This window comes from Arthrobacter sp. TMP15, assembly GCF_039529835.1.
Lineage (GTDB): Bacteria > Actinomycetota > Actinomycetes > Actinomycetales > Micrococcaceae > Specibacter.
The window spans coordinates 3,589,751-3,604,705 of sequence record NZ_CP154262.1; the positions used below are offsets into that span (position 1 = coordinate 3,589,751).

The following is a 14,955-nucleotide window of genomic DNA, read 5'->3' on the forward strand; positions in this document are numbered from 1 at the left end:
ATGGCTGCTCACGTTCAGCCCGGCAACCATGGAACTTGGCGTGTTTTCCGATAGAATCAGTCAATTATGGCTTCGTGCGGACAACACGCACAGGCCACCATGCATGTAATGAGGAGGAATTGGTGCCACAACCCGTTGATGTGGGCTCCATCCTTGGCGGCCGCTACAAGGTGACCGGCCGTATCTTGGCTTCCGCCGAGAACGACGTCATTTTAGATGGCCTAGACCAGGTATTGAACCGACCAGTCAGTATACTTGTGTCTGCTGTCGAAAATTCCCAAAATCTAACCCAAAGCGCCCGTGAAGTTGCAACCGGAGTAAGGGTTTCCAAGGTTTCCATTCTGGACATGGGAGTTCAGGATGAGACAACCTACCTCATTGCGGCGCGCACCTCGCCCACGGACCTCCTTGATCTTGTAGTGCCCACTGATCCAAGCGAAGAGGTCTATCAGGAGCCGTTCTTCACCGACACTCTTGGCACTGAGATCTTCGGACAGTCTCGCGATGCCGCACCCGCCGGCGGCGCATACGTCTATGAGGACAACTCACCTGTCACGCCAGGACATCCGCTGCCAAAGGTGACCCGGAAAGCAGCTTCTGCACAAGCTCAGGCTCCGCAACCACAAGCACAGTCGGCTCAAGCACCTGATGCAAGCGCCGCCGTCGTTCCTCCCACTGCTGCTCAGCAGCGGCAGTCACCCAATAAAGTAACGCTATGGGACGAGGATGACTACGGTTTCATCAACGAAGACCACGAGCAAGATCTCGCGCAGACCCGCCGTCCTGGGACTTTTCCCGCGCAGTTGCGGGACGCCGGCGACGATTACGACGAGAACGAACTATTGGATGAAGAGGATGACGGTAACGCTCCCCGTACTGGCGGCCGCTGGTTAACAGGGGCAATCGTTGGCGTGCTTCTCATTGGCGCACTTATTTTTGCGGTCCAACACATCGGCACACTCTTTAACGATTCAAGCAACCAGGCGGCCGACACCAGCTCTTCGGCGCCATCGGAGCCAAGTGCGAACGAGAGCAAGCCAGCCGCTCCCGAGCAGCCCAAAACTGTTGCACCCGTGGTCCAGGGTCTCACCGATATCACAGCGTATGCTCCCGGTGTACAGAACTACGGCGAAACCTATTTCCCGCGCCTCAAGGATGCCATAGATGGCAATAAGGCCACTTATTGGCCCACTGTGGAGTTTTCCAATGCCAATTTCGCTGGCATGACCGAAGGTGTGAACCTGGTTGTGGCACTGGCTGCAGAGTCAACCATCAGCTCAGTGACCATTAACCAACTTGCCGGCTCTGGGGGCCAGTTCAACATCCTGACCAACAGCAAGCCCGAACTTGACGGCGCGACCAAGATTGGCAGCGGCTCATTTAGCGCGCCGGACTTCACCTTTTCGGCCGCCCCCGGGGTCAAAGCCAAATATGTGATCATCAGTTTCACGGAGTTGCCAAAACTCCAGCCCTTTGTCACGTATCCCTATGGTTTGAAAATCACCGAAATAAGCGTCAAATAGCTTGACCTAGTTCCGCCAGAGTGCGTGGTGGAATAACCGACTTCAATCGTCGGTTGTGAATACCGAAGGCATAATTGTTACGCCATTATGCGGTTCAGTCAATGAAGGAAGAGGAACACTCACCCGTGAGCACGCAAGCCACCCCCGCAAGCGACATCCGTGATGTCATCATCGTAGGATCTGGTCCCGCAGGCTACACCGCCGCAATTTACACGGCACGTGCGGACCTCAAACCCCTCATGATCGCCGGTTCTGTCACGGCAGGTGGCGAACTCATGAACACCACCGATGTTGAGAACTTTCCCGGTTTCCCTGACGGCATTATGGGCCCGGAACTGATGGACAATCTGGGACAGCAGGCTGAAAAGTTTGGTACCGAAGTGATGTACGACGACGTCACTTCAGTTCAGCTTGAGGGTGCTGTTAAGACTGTCACCTTGGCCGACGGCCAAGAGTTCAAGGCTCGGACAGTGATCATTTCCACCGGTTCAGCGTACCGTGAACTGGGAGTGGAGGGCGAGAAGCGCCTGGTTGGTCATGGCGTAAGCTCGTGCGCCACCTGTGATGGCTTTTTCTTCAAAGGCCACGATATCGCCGTCATTGGCGGTGGTGACTCAGCCATGGAGGAAGCAATATTCCTGACCAAGTTCGCTGAATCAGTCACGGTCGTTCACCGCCGCGACACACTACGGGCCTCCAAAATCATGGCTGACAGAGCATTGGACCACCCGAAGATCAAGTTTATTTGGGATTCCGAAGTTGTTGGCATTGATGGCGACGCCAAGGTCAGCGGCATCCGGTTAAATAACCTAGTGACCGGTGAGAAGAGCGGACTCGCTGTGACGGGAGTTTTTGTTGCTATCGGCAACGATCCCCGAGTCGATCTCGTCAAAGGCGTTCTCGATCTGGCGGCCACAGGGACCATCGCAGTTGAGGGCCGCTCATCCAAGACGAGCCTTCCGGGCGTTTTCGCTGCTGGAGATGTCGTTGACCCAACCTACCGTCAGGCCATCACCGCGGCCGGCTCGGGATGTGTGGCCGCACTGGATGTTGAGCACTTCCTAGCCGATCAGAATTCCTAAGAGAGAGTAGTTCACCATGAGCAATGCTAAAAGCGCAACAGATGCAACGTTTACAGATGCAGTCCTGAATTCAGAGAAGCCTGTCATTGTGGACTTCTGGGCAGAATGGTGCGGGCCCTGCCGCAAGCTTGGTCCCATCCTGGACGAAATTTCCGTCGAATACGCAGACAAGGTTGAGGTGGTCAAGGTTGATGTAGATGCCAACCCGGCGATCTCGGCAAAGTACGGGATTACGTCAATCCCTGCCGTGTACCTGTTCAAGGGTGGTGAAGTCCAAAGTACCGTTATCGGCGCTCGGCCGAAGCAGTACTTCGAAAAGGAATTCGCGGACTTCCTCAAGTAGTAAGTTCCTTTTATGTGTGTGGCCCGGACCTTGTCCGGGCCACACACATTTAACGCACTATAGCCGCTTCTCCCAGATTGATCCTAAGATCAGAATTTGAGTTCGGCTAACTGCAGAAATCAATCCGTAATCACCGAAATAATCTGCCATTCAGTCTTCTGACCGTTTCACGTGAAACGGATACCTCTTCCAACTACAAAGAAGTTGGCATCGCCCGTTGATGGAAAATCTCGATTTGAACGGGCAGGGTCGTTGAACTGTCAGTACATATAAACGACGAATATACATGTTGTCTAGTAATACTAGAACATTGGGACTATAATTGTGGTATGGGTAGTTCAGTGAATTTCCCGGCTGGTCGGGATGTTTCCTCCACCACAATGGGTGTGGCGGATTTCATTGCTGGGCTAGTTCTTCCCGTGATCGGGCCGCTGGCTAATGATATTGCTGCGATGGTGTCACTGCCAGACTTCCCGGGTCCTAACGGTGATCTCAGGACTACTGCTTCTGAGGCTGGGGTTGCTGATGGTGTTGTGGTGGGTGGAGCGTTACCGACTTCGCGTTTAGGGTGTGTGCGGGCGTTAATGGATGAGTGCACCGCGGCTATCGAAGCCCTACGCGTGCATCAAAATCAATGTGCAGCTCTTGCCGCTGTTTTAATGGAGCGTCTTTCTTGTGCTGGCGGCCTTGAAGGGAGCATCCTTGCCTTTGATGCGTTCCAGCGTGAAGGGTCCATGTCCGGGATCCGTGCTGAGGTAGCCGGGGTTTTACAGATCCCTGAGGGTGTGGCTGGGGAGTTAATGACTCATTCGCGCACGCTCGTGCGGGAGTTGCCAGGCACTCTCTCATGCATGAGTACGGGCGCTTTAGGCTGGGACTATGCGGTCATTATTGCCCAGGAAACAGCCTTGGTCCGTCAAAGCGGTGTCCCTGCGGCTGCGGTTGACGCTCTAGAGCAGGTCTTACTCGGCAAAGCCGAAGACTGCACGGTCTCTAGCTTCCGTGAAAAAGCCAGACGGCAACGTGAACGTCTCTATCCTGAAACGATCACTGCCCGCACCAGACGCGCCTTGAGCGATAGGTATTTACGAGTCAATCGTGGCCACGACGGAATGTCCTGGCTCAGCCTGTATGGCCCAGCACCAACTCTGGAAGGAATCTGGAGTCAATGCACCCTCACTGCTCAAAGCGCCCAAGGCCCCCATGAAACCCGGACCCTGACCCAACTCCGTGCCGATATTGCAGCGTCCCTGCTACTGAATCAAAGCATGGCCCAAAACCACATCCACAGCCCCGCCCCACCCATGCAACCCGATGCGAGCGAAGATAGTGCTGAAATGTCTGAGCATCAGGGAATACCAGGGTGTGATGAAATATCCGGCTGTGTTCAAATATCCGGCTGTGGTGAGTCGTGGTTTTCAACCCTCGACTCCGAACCGCACAGGGACCAGGAAGACAGGGACCAGGAAGACCTTACAGCTGATGAAGGATCATGGCGGGTAGATCCTCAGCTAATCCCGGTCTTTGATGATCCGCACTACACCGATCCAGGATTCAAAGACCCTGATATCCGCAATGATCCACAGTGGGACCCCACAGCCCGACCACCAACCCTTACCCCACCACCAGACCCACCATCCGGCTCACCATCCGGCTCACCATCCGGCTCACCATCTGGCTCATCATCACAGACTACCGATGACCATCATCGGGGGCACCGTCGGGGCAATCACAGCGGCGCTGCCGGCGAGGGTAGTGGGGTTGTTATGGAGGAGGTATGGCCGCCGTTGCCGCAGGTGACACCGGTGTTACTGATACCTGTGTTGTCGTTGCTGGGCGCTACACAGGATCCTGCGTGGCTTGAAGGGGCTGGTCCTATCAGTATGGAAGTCGCCCGGCGACTAACGCAGGGATCGAAGTCCCTGTTACGGGTTCTGGTAGACCCGGTCAGTAACGAGCCCTTAGACGCTGCCCCGCAGCGCTACCGAATCAGTAAAGCGATGCGGACTATGCTGGCGATCAGGGATGAATACTGCCAATTTCCGGGTTGTTTAGCCAGAGCAAGTAACTGCCAGATTGACCACATCAAGAAATTTGCTCACGGTGGCAGATCTATCTTCAATAACTTAGAGACTCTCTGTCATCACCATCATCTCCTGAAACACTTCAAGGACGATCGGACCCGCAATGGTGCTTGCCGCACCGATCAATCACCCCAACGGAAAGCGATGAAACTTCGCGGCTGGACACCCACGAACATACAGGGCCGTATTGCCTGGACCTCACCGAGTGGACGGTACTACCCACCCGCCACCCACGAGGACCACGCACCGAGCTACCCGAAATGGTTGAAAAAACACCTCGAGACCGAAGACCGCAACGCCCTAGAGGACCACGAAGAAGCACGCATCCAGAACATGGACCAAGCAAACCCCTACTCCACACCCCTACCAACACCACCACCAGGAACATATCCCTGCGCCGAAGACGAAGAAACCCTCAACGAACAAACACTCAACCACTACCTCGCCCACCACAACACAACCTAAACACGGCCCTCAAAAGCGGTATGTGGCAACTAGTTTCTGGATACGTGGGTCTGCCTGAGTGTAGGGTTGCTCGTTACCTCGGCTCGGCTAACCGTTGACTCTGGGATTCTTAGAATCTGCGTACCAAGATGCCCGTCATGAGTTCTATGCCTCGAAGTTGCGCTCCCCAGTATTGGCCAATACTGCAGGTTGAGTGATTTACACGAGGTTTCCTCGAGCGTCTGTGTTCCGCTCAACTCTTGTTTCGGTGAATAAGTGGTTGTTATTTTGGCTTATGGGGATGCTGACTCACGGATCGACGAGGCTCAACTAAAGTGCTCGCGAAATGTGGTGGGTGGCTAATTTGAACAATATTCGCGAAACCTCTCACGCATGCTCGGGTGCTTTGGTGTCTTGGAGTGATGTTCGGGTTGACGTTGTCTCCGCGCACGTAAATCACGAAGGAGTAGCCGGAGTGTATTCTCAGGCTTCAAGGACGCTAAGACTGAACTACTTGACCGGTTGATGGTTGAGGGCGGATGGTCTGGTGCGAATGCCCGTCGGGAGCTCAGGCGTTCCCTCCAGCGCGTCGACCTACCCTTACTGTGGTCCGCAGGCCGAGCCCACCTGCGCATGGCTATTAGACGGTCAAGGACCATCAGCAAGTCTTGGTCGTTGCCGGGCAGCCGTGCAGGAAGTACCTTGTATCGGTTGTAGGCGCCACGCCGGCCAACATGGAGCCCTTATCTCCGGACTGGTTCTTTCACCAAAGCAGGGTCCTGTTGCAGCGCTGCCGTGCATGCCCATCTGCGGGGCATGGGCACGGCAACGATCCACTTACCAGGTGGACCACTAACCGGGCGATCAAGAGTAAAGCCGCTAAATGTAGCGTCGCGGCAATGGATGATATGTAGTAGGAATTTCAGACTCCGATCAAACACTGTCATAGAGATAATGGGTCTGAATTCCTTAGCAAACCCGTCATTGACTGGTGAATTTCCCATAATATTCGTGTGGCGCGGTCCAAGTCCTAGCAGTCCGACGACAACCGATTTGTTAAGCAAAAAAATTGCGCCAGCGTAAGTCGCTCTGTGTACAATTCTTGCTACGACACTGATACTGGACTTCGCCTATTCAACGATCTCTGGCTCATGGGGAAGTGTGTAAGAACCTGTTCCTGCCGACTCAGAGACTCACCGAATGCAACATCCGTGGCAAGAAAGAGCCGGTGCGCAGCGACGAGACCCCCCGCCCAGCGGATCAAGGACACAGGATCTCGCTTGACCCACACACCAACACATAGGCGGGCTCTACGCCATCCTCGACCTGGCCGATTTAACGAACCGGATCAACGAGATCCAGCAACGACTCAATCCAGCCGCCGAGGCCAAGGCATACTCCCAGGCGCCCCGCATCCTGACCCATTTCGCGAGCACAATAGATGAGGCACGCGGTACTCGTATGTTGACCATGCTGACATGAGGCACCACGGGGTCGTTGCTCCTGCAGAGCCGGGTCGTTTGGAGTCACAACCACGCAGATAACGGTAGCTAATCGATACGATGGTGCAATAATCCAGGCCCTCACATATGGCCAGTCAGCCTTTCGAATGCACCAGGCTCTTCTCTCCCTCTACGTGTTCGAGCAACCCAGCACCCAGCACAGATACTTCTCTTTCTTGGGCGCATAAACCAAGCGCGTCTGAACCGCTAGTGGTTCAGTTCCTGCAGCTGTACGCACGAATGTACAAAATACTGGCTGGTAGCGAGCTTATTCTGCTGCTGAACATAGATCATGTGCAACACGTGTCCTCGATTAGTGCAGTGAGCAAACTTGCGGCCGGTTCACCGCGGGCAATCCGGCCTAGCCATACGCTCCTTGGCTTAATGGTGCAGAGCTGGTGGACGCTGCCATGGGAGCTACCCTGCAGTCGACAAGGCTTTCCCCGTGAACGCTGCAGGACAGGTGTTCCAGTGCGCAGTAGTAGTGGTCGGCTCTTCCTGGGGTCCTCTACTGCCTGCCTGAATCCGCCCGACTGGCATCTTTCCCGCCTGCCTCAGGACAGAATTCTACAACAGTAGAACACCACGGACCATATTGCGGTGGTCCCCAGCCAACAGAAGCCGCCGCCTTCGCGCGTCAGGCTGCGTTTCACGTGAAACCTATTGTGATCTTTAGAGTGCCGAGATTGTGGGTCTTCCCTGTTCAAGACGATCACCACTCCTCTGATTGGATCGATTTTGGGTGTAGTGAAACGCTCAATTGGTGGTATTTCAACGGAAACGCTGTCCCTGTCTACTGTGACCTGTCGCCTCAGCGACTTGACGGTACGCGTGATGTACTTGGACCAGGCCATTCCATAGTCGATGGAACCACACATATGCGCCGCCAACAGCGGGAGAATGTATGATTGCCCTTGCCTACTGCCCCCTGGATTATTGGCTACTTCTCTCAGTTGACCTCCAACGCTGAGGGTTGCCGGTAACTCGATTGGGCAGCGGCCCCAGCTATAGGCGCGATTTTTCCGCTCTGTGGCTTTTTATGTAGCTCGCCACGGAAACACGTTCTCTCGAATTGCCAGTTCTTCGTGTTTCATGCGAAACGGAGACTCAAAGAACACCTTTAGTGGCCTTGTTCGTTTCACGTGAAACACTCGACTGAAGCTACCCGCCTACGCTCCTATCCGAGCAGTCAAGAGCGGCGATACCCGTCGATTACGTAAGAGCTACCGTAATCTGCGAACCGTTCGGTTAGCAGAGATAAACGGCGAGCGAGACTTGTCAACTGATTTCAGAGTCAGCCTGGGTGGAGAAAGCGTGCAGGTCCCCCGACGTATATACCGTGCCATATGCTCTCTCACATGCATTGACGCTGTCCATACGCCCACTGTCTCGCCACAACGCTATCTAACACCAGTCTATCTGCAACTCCGAGGCGACTACCCCGCTACCCGACTCTGGACCGGGATATAGGGCCCCGTAAGCGCCTCTACGGCCATCAAAGCTGCCCCGCCTTGCCCCCAAGCCACTGCTCTTCGTATCGGGCCTTAGCTGAGCGGTTGTGTGAGTCCATTCACCTAGTGCACCGTCTAAGCCCAAACTTGTCATTTCTACGGCGAGTAGTCTGGACCAATGTAGCAAGCTAGTTCTATTCACATGGAGGATTGAACTGCCTGCTAAGTGGATGGAACGCTATTTCCATCCTTCATACAAACTGGTGGCTGATTATCACACCTTTTTCTCGGAGGGCACGGACCTTCAGTAGCCCGACGGTCTGTTTCATTGTGCATAGTCGCAACAGGACACATTCGTCAGCTTGTTGTAGAGTTCTCTTCTTGTTTCACGTGAAACATGACGTGGGGCAAGAACGTCGCCAAAGTTCACCTATACCGAGTCTGGGAATACGATCAGAATCAATAGTCTCTCTTTGACTCTTCTTCCACAATAGAAAGATCTGTACCCTGACGAAGCAGTGTTCGTTCTACGGAAAATGCACCCCCTGACGAGCACACACAGGTAGTCAACGCGGATCCCAAATACCGAGGACTGACCTTAGGATCGTTCCTACAGACCTGCATAGGAAACAAGAGTGGTGATGTTTCACGTGAAACACCACCACTATCGCCAAGCTTTTTGAAACTACTGGCCGCCGGAGCTCAAAACATCCATGATTCGGTTGAGATCCTCGACCGATGCAAACTCAATACTGACTTTACCCTTCCGCGCACCGAGAGAGATCTTCACGTTGGTATCCAATCTATCGGCAAGCGAACTCGCCAGAAAGTCTAAACGTTCATGTCGGGGGTTAGGCGTTCGGTTGGACGGCTTATCACCAATCAGGGGCGCGCGGTAAAGCTGCACGGCCTCCTCAGTAGCTCTTACGGACATTCCCTCGGCCACGATCTTTTGCGCCAATTGTTCCATTGCCGCAGTATCAGGCAGGGATAACAACGATCGGGCGTGTCCGGCAGAAAGGATCCCAGCTGCAACCCTCCGTTGGACCACTGGTGGTAGTTTTAACAGTCGTAAAGTATTGGAGACTTGTGGGCGCGAACGGCCAATTTTATCTGCCAACTGCTCATGAGTGGTACCGAAGTCTTCTAGTAGCTGCTGGTACGCTGCCGCTTCTTCCAAAGGGTTAAGCTGGCTGCGGTGCAAGTTTTCAAGCAGTGCATCCCGAAGCAGATTATCATCAGTCGTTTCACGGACAATGACTGGAATAGTATCTAGACCGGCTGCCTGGCTAGCACGCCAGCGCCTTTCACCCATGACAAGTTCATAGGGCTGATCGCCCTGCTCAGTGGACTTCCGTACAACAATCGGTTGGAGTACACCGATTTCACGCACTGAATGTACAAGCTCAGCCATATCATCTTCATTGAAGACCGTCCGAGGCTGTTTCCTGTTGGGATGTATGTCGCCAACCGGCAACTCCATGAAAGTTGCGCCCGGCACTTCAACAAGCTCCACCGGTGCGACAGCTGCTTTAGTTGTTCCTCTTGATACCGGAGTCGTGTTTCGCGACTTGGGTTCGGGGAAAAATAGGTCCACAGGGCGTGCAGGCTGCGAGGATCCCGATTCATCGCCTGAAGAGTTTGGGATTAGGGCGCCCAAACCACGGCCAAGACCCCTGCGCTTTTCAGTCATTGAGACATCCTCCGTTGAATGAACCCCAGAGTAGTTGGGGCTCTCATGAACTTCATTATTAACTGCAAAGTCTATCGTTGAACTGTGGCTTATGAGGCGGACCGCTCGGCGAGTTCTGCCGCAGCCTCTAGATATGACAGCGCGCCAGTTGACGACGGATCATATGTCATAACGGTCTGCTGATAGCTCGGAGCTTCAGAAATCCGAACTGATCTTGGGATCATCGCCTGCAGCACCTGTTCTGGAAAGTGCTCACGTACATCTGCTGCTACATGGGCAGCCAAATTCGTGCGGCCGTCATACATGGTCAACAGAATCGTTGATACAACTAGCTCGGAATTCAGATGCTTCTGAATCATACTGATGTTCTTCAGAAGCTGGCTGAGCCCTTCCAACGCATAGTACTCACATTGAATAGGAATCATAACTTCATTGGCGGCACAGAAAGCGTTTACAGTGAGGAGCCCAAGGCTTGGCGGACAGTCAATGAATATGAAATCAAGCCGTTCCTCACCATTTTCCGCCCTGAACTTCACGTATTCATCGATCGCCCGGCGCAGTCTTTGCTCTCTGGCGACCAGCGAGACGAGTTCTATCTCCGCCCCTGCTAAATGTATGGTGGCAGGTGCACATGACAGATTCGCAATATCTGGACATTGTGCGACAACTTCGGACATTGCAACATCATTGATGAGGACATCATAGATGCTGTCAATCTCCGCATGATGCGGAATTCCCAACGCTGTCGAGGCATTGCCTTGTGGATCAATGTCGATTACTAAAACATGGAGCCCAGCCGACGCTAGTGCGGCTGCAACGTTGACCGTAGTAGTCGTTTTCCCAACTCCCCCTTTTTGATTTGCTACCGTCAATATCCGGGTATATCCAGGTCGGGGCAGGGGGCGTCCTAGTAGTCGTTCGCGTCGCTTTGTTTCGCTCACGAGCTGCCTGGCAATAGGACTGCTGTCATCAAAGTCAAGGTCCAGTGAGCTTGCCTCGGCCTTTTTGGTTTCACGTGAAACGTTGACTGTGTTGTCAGTGGTCGAAGAATCAACCATTTTAGATTGATTGATGACATTAGAACGTGCCGATCCCAATGTCATGAACGGAGGGATCCGTTGCGAAGCTGCTTCGCTACTGGTCACGCTGACACACTCACTTTCCTATGGCTATGGTTGCCAACCTCTAGCCTATCGGTTCCAAGCAACAGCAGGTGGGATCACCCCTATTTCACCCCAGAACTGTGGATATCAGCGTCTCTTTACCTTAACCCGCACTACCGTGGTGGGCTCCTCTAGAACATCCTGGCCTGCAACTAAAATTTCAGTTTCATAGCCACCAAGATTTCTAATAGTCTTGCCGGCCGTTGCGATTTCGTCGGCTGCACTGCGGCCCTTTATTGCAAGAAGCTCACCTTCGCCGCCCAAGAGCGGGATCGTCAATGGAGCCAATGTCTTCAGCGCCGATACAGCGCGGGCCGTCACAACGGTGCACTCCACTTTACCAATGGCGGCTTCGGCCCGAGAGCGGATGATCTCAACATTTGAAAGGCCAAGATCCATAACAACCTCTTCTAGCCAGATCACACGCCGCTCCAACGGCTCAATCAGGGTGAGGTAGAGATCGGGGCGAGCAATAGCCAAACAAAGTCCAGGCAACCCAGCACCGCTGCCAACATCGGCAACCTTGGCTCCATCTTCAATCAGCTCGGCAACAACGGCGCAGTTTAATACGTGGCGACTCCACAACCGTGGAACCTCCCGTGGGCCAACGAGTCCACGCTCAATCCCTGACGTCGCCAAGTGTTCAACGTAGCGCTTAACCACATCCAGTCGGTCGCCAAAAATATGCTCCGCAGCAACGGCTTCTTGTGCAGTTAATTCCACCACTATTTGTGTCCTCTAAAATTCAGGTACGTGGCTAGAGCCGCATGCTCCAGCCGATACCGCTTTACCACTTCCAATACAGTGCGCATTAGTGCGCAGCTGTCACCACTATGTGGCGCTTAGCGCCCTCGCCTTCAGACTCGGATTCCAAACCGAGTTCAGCAATGGTGTCGTGCACAATCTTGCGCTCATAGGCGCCCATTGGAACCAGGGCAACGGCTTCGCTTCCGGCTTTGATCTGTTGCGCAGCCTCACTGGCAATCTTGGTCAATTCGGCATTTCTGCGATCCCGGTAGCCCGAAATATCCAACACCAACCGTGACCGGCTGTCAGTCGAGGAGAGCACACTCAACCGGGTCAGTTCCTGGAGTGCATCCAAGACTTCCCCGTCTGGGCCAACAAGGCTCTGCAAGGAATCTGATCCTTCTTCGGCAACGATGGAAATATAAGTTCGTCCGCTACGCACCTCGATGTCAATATCACCGTCAATATCAGCGATATCTAACAGTTCCTCAAGATAATCAGCGGCAATATCGCCTTCTTCTTCTACCCTGCTAACACCGGTGTCAGCTGGGGCAATTTCTTCTTCAGGAGCAAGCTGCATGTCATCAGGCATTATTTTCTCTTCCTGTTTTTACGTTGTGGCTGATTCCGCTGGCCCTTGAGCTCAGGAGTCTCTTCGATCACTTCTTCCGCTTCAACCTTCTTCTTTGAAGCGCCCAACAGCGGCAAGCCCTTGGCTTCACGACGCTTCTGGTACTCCTTGTAAGCAGGAGAACCGGGAGTGGGCATGCGACGAATCACAAAGAACTGCTGGCCCATTGTCCAAAGGTTCGTCGTGGTCCAGTAGATCAGCACACCAATGGGGAAGTTCACTCCACCAATACCAAAGACCAATGGAAGCACATATAGCATCATTTTCTGCTGCTTCATGAAGGGGCCCTGCATGGCTTCTTCAGACATGTTCTTGGACATGATCTGTTTCTGTGTAATGAACTGAGAGGCGATCATAGCCAAAATCATGATGATGGAGAGTAACGCGATGGCAACAGTAAGGTTGCCACCCTGCAAGGATGGCAGCAATGCATCCGAAAGACGGGCTCCGAAGATGGTGGCTTCGTCAAACTGCACCACCTCCTGATGTGTCAGGGCACCAATACCTTCGTTGGCAGCGTTGGCCTTGGCAACGCCGGAAAGCACCTGGAACAAGGAGAAAAAGAAAGGCATTTGGATCAACATGGGAAGGCAGGCAGAAAACGGGTTCGTCCCGTGTTCCTTGTACAAGGCCATCTGTTCCTGACCCATGGCCTGTCTGGACAGCTGGTCAGTTTTACCCTTGTACTTGGCCTGCAGCTTCTTCATATCTGGCTGCAATGCCTGCATGCCACGTTGGGCCTTGATCTGCTTAACAAAAACGGGGATCAGCGCGGCACGGATAACCAGCACCAAACCGATGATGGCCAACGTCCAGGTCACACCTGATGCGGCATCCATGCCCAGAAACGTCAGCACATCATGGAATTGGACCATGATCCATGAGACAACCCATTTGAAGGGGGCCAGAATTGTATTGAAGAAGCCCATATTTCTTTATCTATCTCCTCAAGCCGCGTCGCGGCTTTGCGTTTCCTGTTGCTTGGCCAGAAATACATCCGGGTGATTCAGCTGGACAATAAGCGGCACCGTCAATGGGTCTTCCCAATCAACGTGTGCCGGCGAAGGTACCGGATCCAGGCCGCCTGCGCTCCAGGGGTGGCAACGCACTACACGGCGAGCAGCAAAAAAACTGCCCTTCACTGCACCGTGAACTGTGACGGCCTCTAAAGCATAAGCCGAACACGACGGAAAAAACCGGCACACCTGCCCATAAATGGGTGAGACGACGCGCCGGTAAAGTTTCAAAACGATGATAAGTGTATTGCGAGGAAGATGCCACAAGAAAAGCACGACGGCGGTCAACCACCTTCGTGCACTCCCTTGCGTTTGTGATCTGGTCACAAAACATCTTCTCCTTTGGAAACGTGAACCCTATCAACTGCAGGTGCCAATGCTAACGGCGAAGAGTTCCCTGCTTGCTCGTACAAACGAGAAAAAGCACTGGAAAACGCCTTACGGTAGTCCGTGACCAGGTCACAGAAGGAAGCATTAGCAGAAACCGGCAGAGCCCGTACTACTAAGTTGACTCCAAAAGGTTGCTGCTTGACTGTTTCAACAACAATCTCCCTCAGTCTCCTTTTAACGAGATTGCGGGTCACAGCGTTCCCTACAGTCTTCGCCACGATGAACCCAACTTGGCTGGGCTCTTCAGGAGAAGTGGACACCATATATAACACTAAGTTCCGGCGTCCATTTCGGACGCCGGAACGTACAGTATGTGAGAAGTTGGCGGCAGTCCGCATTCTATTCTTGGTGGCCAGCACCTGCGATCTACCGCTACTTCACTAAGGCTCGACGAATCGCCAAGCAGTTATTGTTTAGGCCGACAGCTCTACGCGACCCTTGGTGCGGCGGGCTGCCAAAATGGCACGGCCAGCGCGGGTGCGCATACGAAGGCGGAAGCCGTGCTTCTTGGCACGACGGCGGTTGTTCGGCTGAAAAGTCCGCTTGCTCACGGTAGTTACTCCAAGACAATCAAAGATGCGCCTTGCCCGTAGCTAACAGGTAAGAAAGGGGTCGACGCTAAGTATATGGATGCCCGCTTTCGCTTCTTTTTTACAAGGAGCACGCGCAAGAGCGCAAAGCGGACACATGGGACTTCACAACGTTAGGTCATTTAAGGCCTTCTCGTCAAACTACGGATTCCTTCCACTCACCAGTAACAGACCTTTTTCGCCGTTTCTGCTTCACGCTGTGAAACCGGCCTTAGTTCTCCGGGCTTCATCCACAGCTGTGTACAGCGCTGTCTCCGCGGGCTGTGGACGAAGCACAAATTAGCCCCACCTCGGGA

The 14,955-nt window shown here is 53.7% G+C and carries 12 protein-coding genes; 4 read left to right on the forward strand and 8 right to left on the reverse strand.

Annotated features, from left to right (window positions below; all coding sequences use genetic code 11):
* Nucleotides 1-122 precede the first annotated feature (122 nt).
* From AAFM46_RS16335 to AAFM46_RS16350, 4 genes are all read left to right on the forward strand, one after another.
* Nucleotides 123-1,523 carry an ABC transporter substrate-binding protein gene (locus AAFM46_RS16335; protein ID WP_343318846.1) on the forward strand — a complete coding sequence of 467 codons (1,401 nt, stop codon included), beginning with the start codon at nt 123-125 and terminating at the stop codon, nt 1,521-1,523.
* Between the two features lie 125 nt (nt 1,524-1,648).
* Nucleotides 1,649-2,605: a thioredoxin-disulfide reductase gene (gene trxB / locus AAFM46_RS16340; RefSeq protein ID WP_283528745.1), complete on the forward strand. Its 957-nt coding sequence runs from the start codon at nt 1,649-1,651 to the stop codon at nt 2,603-2,605.
* Between the two features lie 16 nt (nt 2,606-2,621).
* Nucleotides 2,622-2,948 (forward strand): thioredoxin, encoded by a 327-nt coding sequence (gene trxA / locus AAFM46_RS16345; RefSeq protein WP_283528743.1) that lies wholly within the window; start codon nt 2,622-2,624, stop codon nt 2,946-2,948.
* Between the two features lie 329 nt (nt 2,949-3,277).
* A complete protein-coding gene (locus AAFM46_RS16350; protein WP_343318847.1) occupies nt 3,278-5,497 on the forward strand; it encodes a DUF222 domain-containing protein in 2,220 nt (739 codons plus the stop codon).
* A gap of 3,617 nt (nt 5,498-9,114) precedes the next feature.
* On the opposite strand, the gene AAFM46_RS16355 is transcribed toward AAFM46_RS16350, so the two are convergent.
* The 8 genes from AAFM46_RS16355 to rpmH all read right to left on the reverse strand — a co-directional run bounded on the left by AAFM46_RS16355 (nt 9,115) and on the right by rpmH (nt 14,620).
* Nucleotides 9,115-10,122 (reverse strand): ParB/RepB/Spo0J family partition protein, encoded by a 1,008-nt coding sequence (locus AAFM46_RS16355; RefSeq protein ID WP_343318849.1) that lies wholly within the window; start codon nt 10,120-10,122, stop codon nt 9,115-9,117.
* 89 nt (nt 10,123-10,211) lie between these two features.
* Nucleotides 10,212-11,267, reverse strand: a complete 1,056-nt coding sequence (locus AAFM46_RS16360) for a ParA family protein (protein WP_283528737.1) — start codon at nt 11,265-11,267, stop codon at nt 10,212-10,214.
* Between the two features lie 105 nt (nt 11,268-11,372).
* Entirely contained in the window at nt 11,373-12,011 is a 639-nt protein-coding gene (rsmG, locus tag AAFM46_RS16365; RefSeq protein WP_283528735.1) for a 16S rRNA (guanine(527)-N(7))-methyltransferase RsmG, read from the reverse strand.
* Between the two features lie 85 nt (nt 12,012-12,096).
* Nucleotides 12,097-12,624, reverse strand: a complete 528-nt coding sequence (locus AAFM46_RS16370) for a R3H domain-containing nucleic acid-binding protein (RefSeq protein WP_343318850.1) — start codon at nt 12,622-12,624, stop codon at nt 12,097-12,099.
* Nucleotides 12,624-13,592, reverse strand: a complete 969-nt coding sequence (gene yidC / locus AAFM46_RS16375) for a membrane protein insertase YidC (RefSeq protein ID WP_283528731.1) — start codon at nt 13,590-13,592, stop codon at nt 12,624-12,626. The genes AAFM46_RS16370 and yidC overlap by 1 nt, the downstream gene beginning before the upstream one ends.
* A gap of 18 nt (nt 13,593-13,610) precedes the next feature.
* Nucleotides 13,611-14,006, reverse strand: a complete 396-nt coding sequence (gene yidD, locus AAFM46_RS16380; RefSeq protein ID WP_283528729.1) for a membrane protein insertion efficiency factor YidD — start codon at nt 14,004-14,006, stop codon at nt 13,611-13,613.
* Nucleotides 14,003-14,428 (reverse strand): ribonuclease P protein component, encoded by a 426-nt coding sequence (rnpA, locus tag AAFM46_RS16385; RefSeq protein WP_343318851.1) that lies wholly within the window; start codon nt 14,426-14,428, stop codon nt 14,003-14,005. The genes yidD and rnpA overlap by 4 nt, the downstream gene beginning before the upstream one ends.
* A 54-nt stretch (nt 14,429-14,482) precedes the next feature.
* Entirely contained in the window at nt 14,483-14,620 is a 138-nt protein-coding gene (rpmH, locus tag AAFM46_RS16390; protein ID WP_044569795.1) for a 50S ribosomal protein L34, read from the reverse strand.
* Nucleotides 14,621-14,955 lie beyond the last annotated feature (335 nt).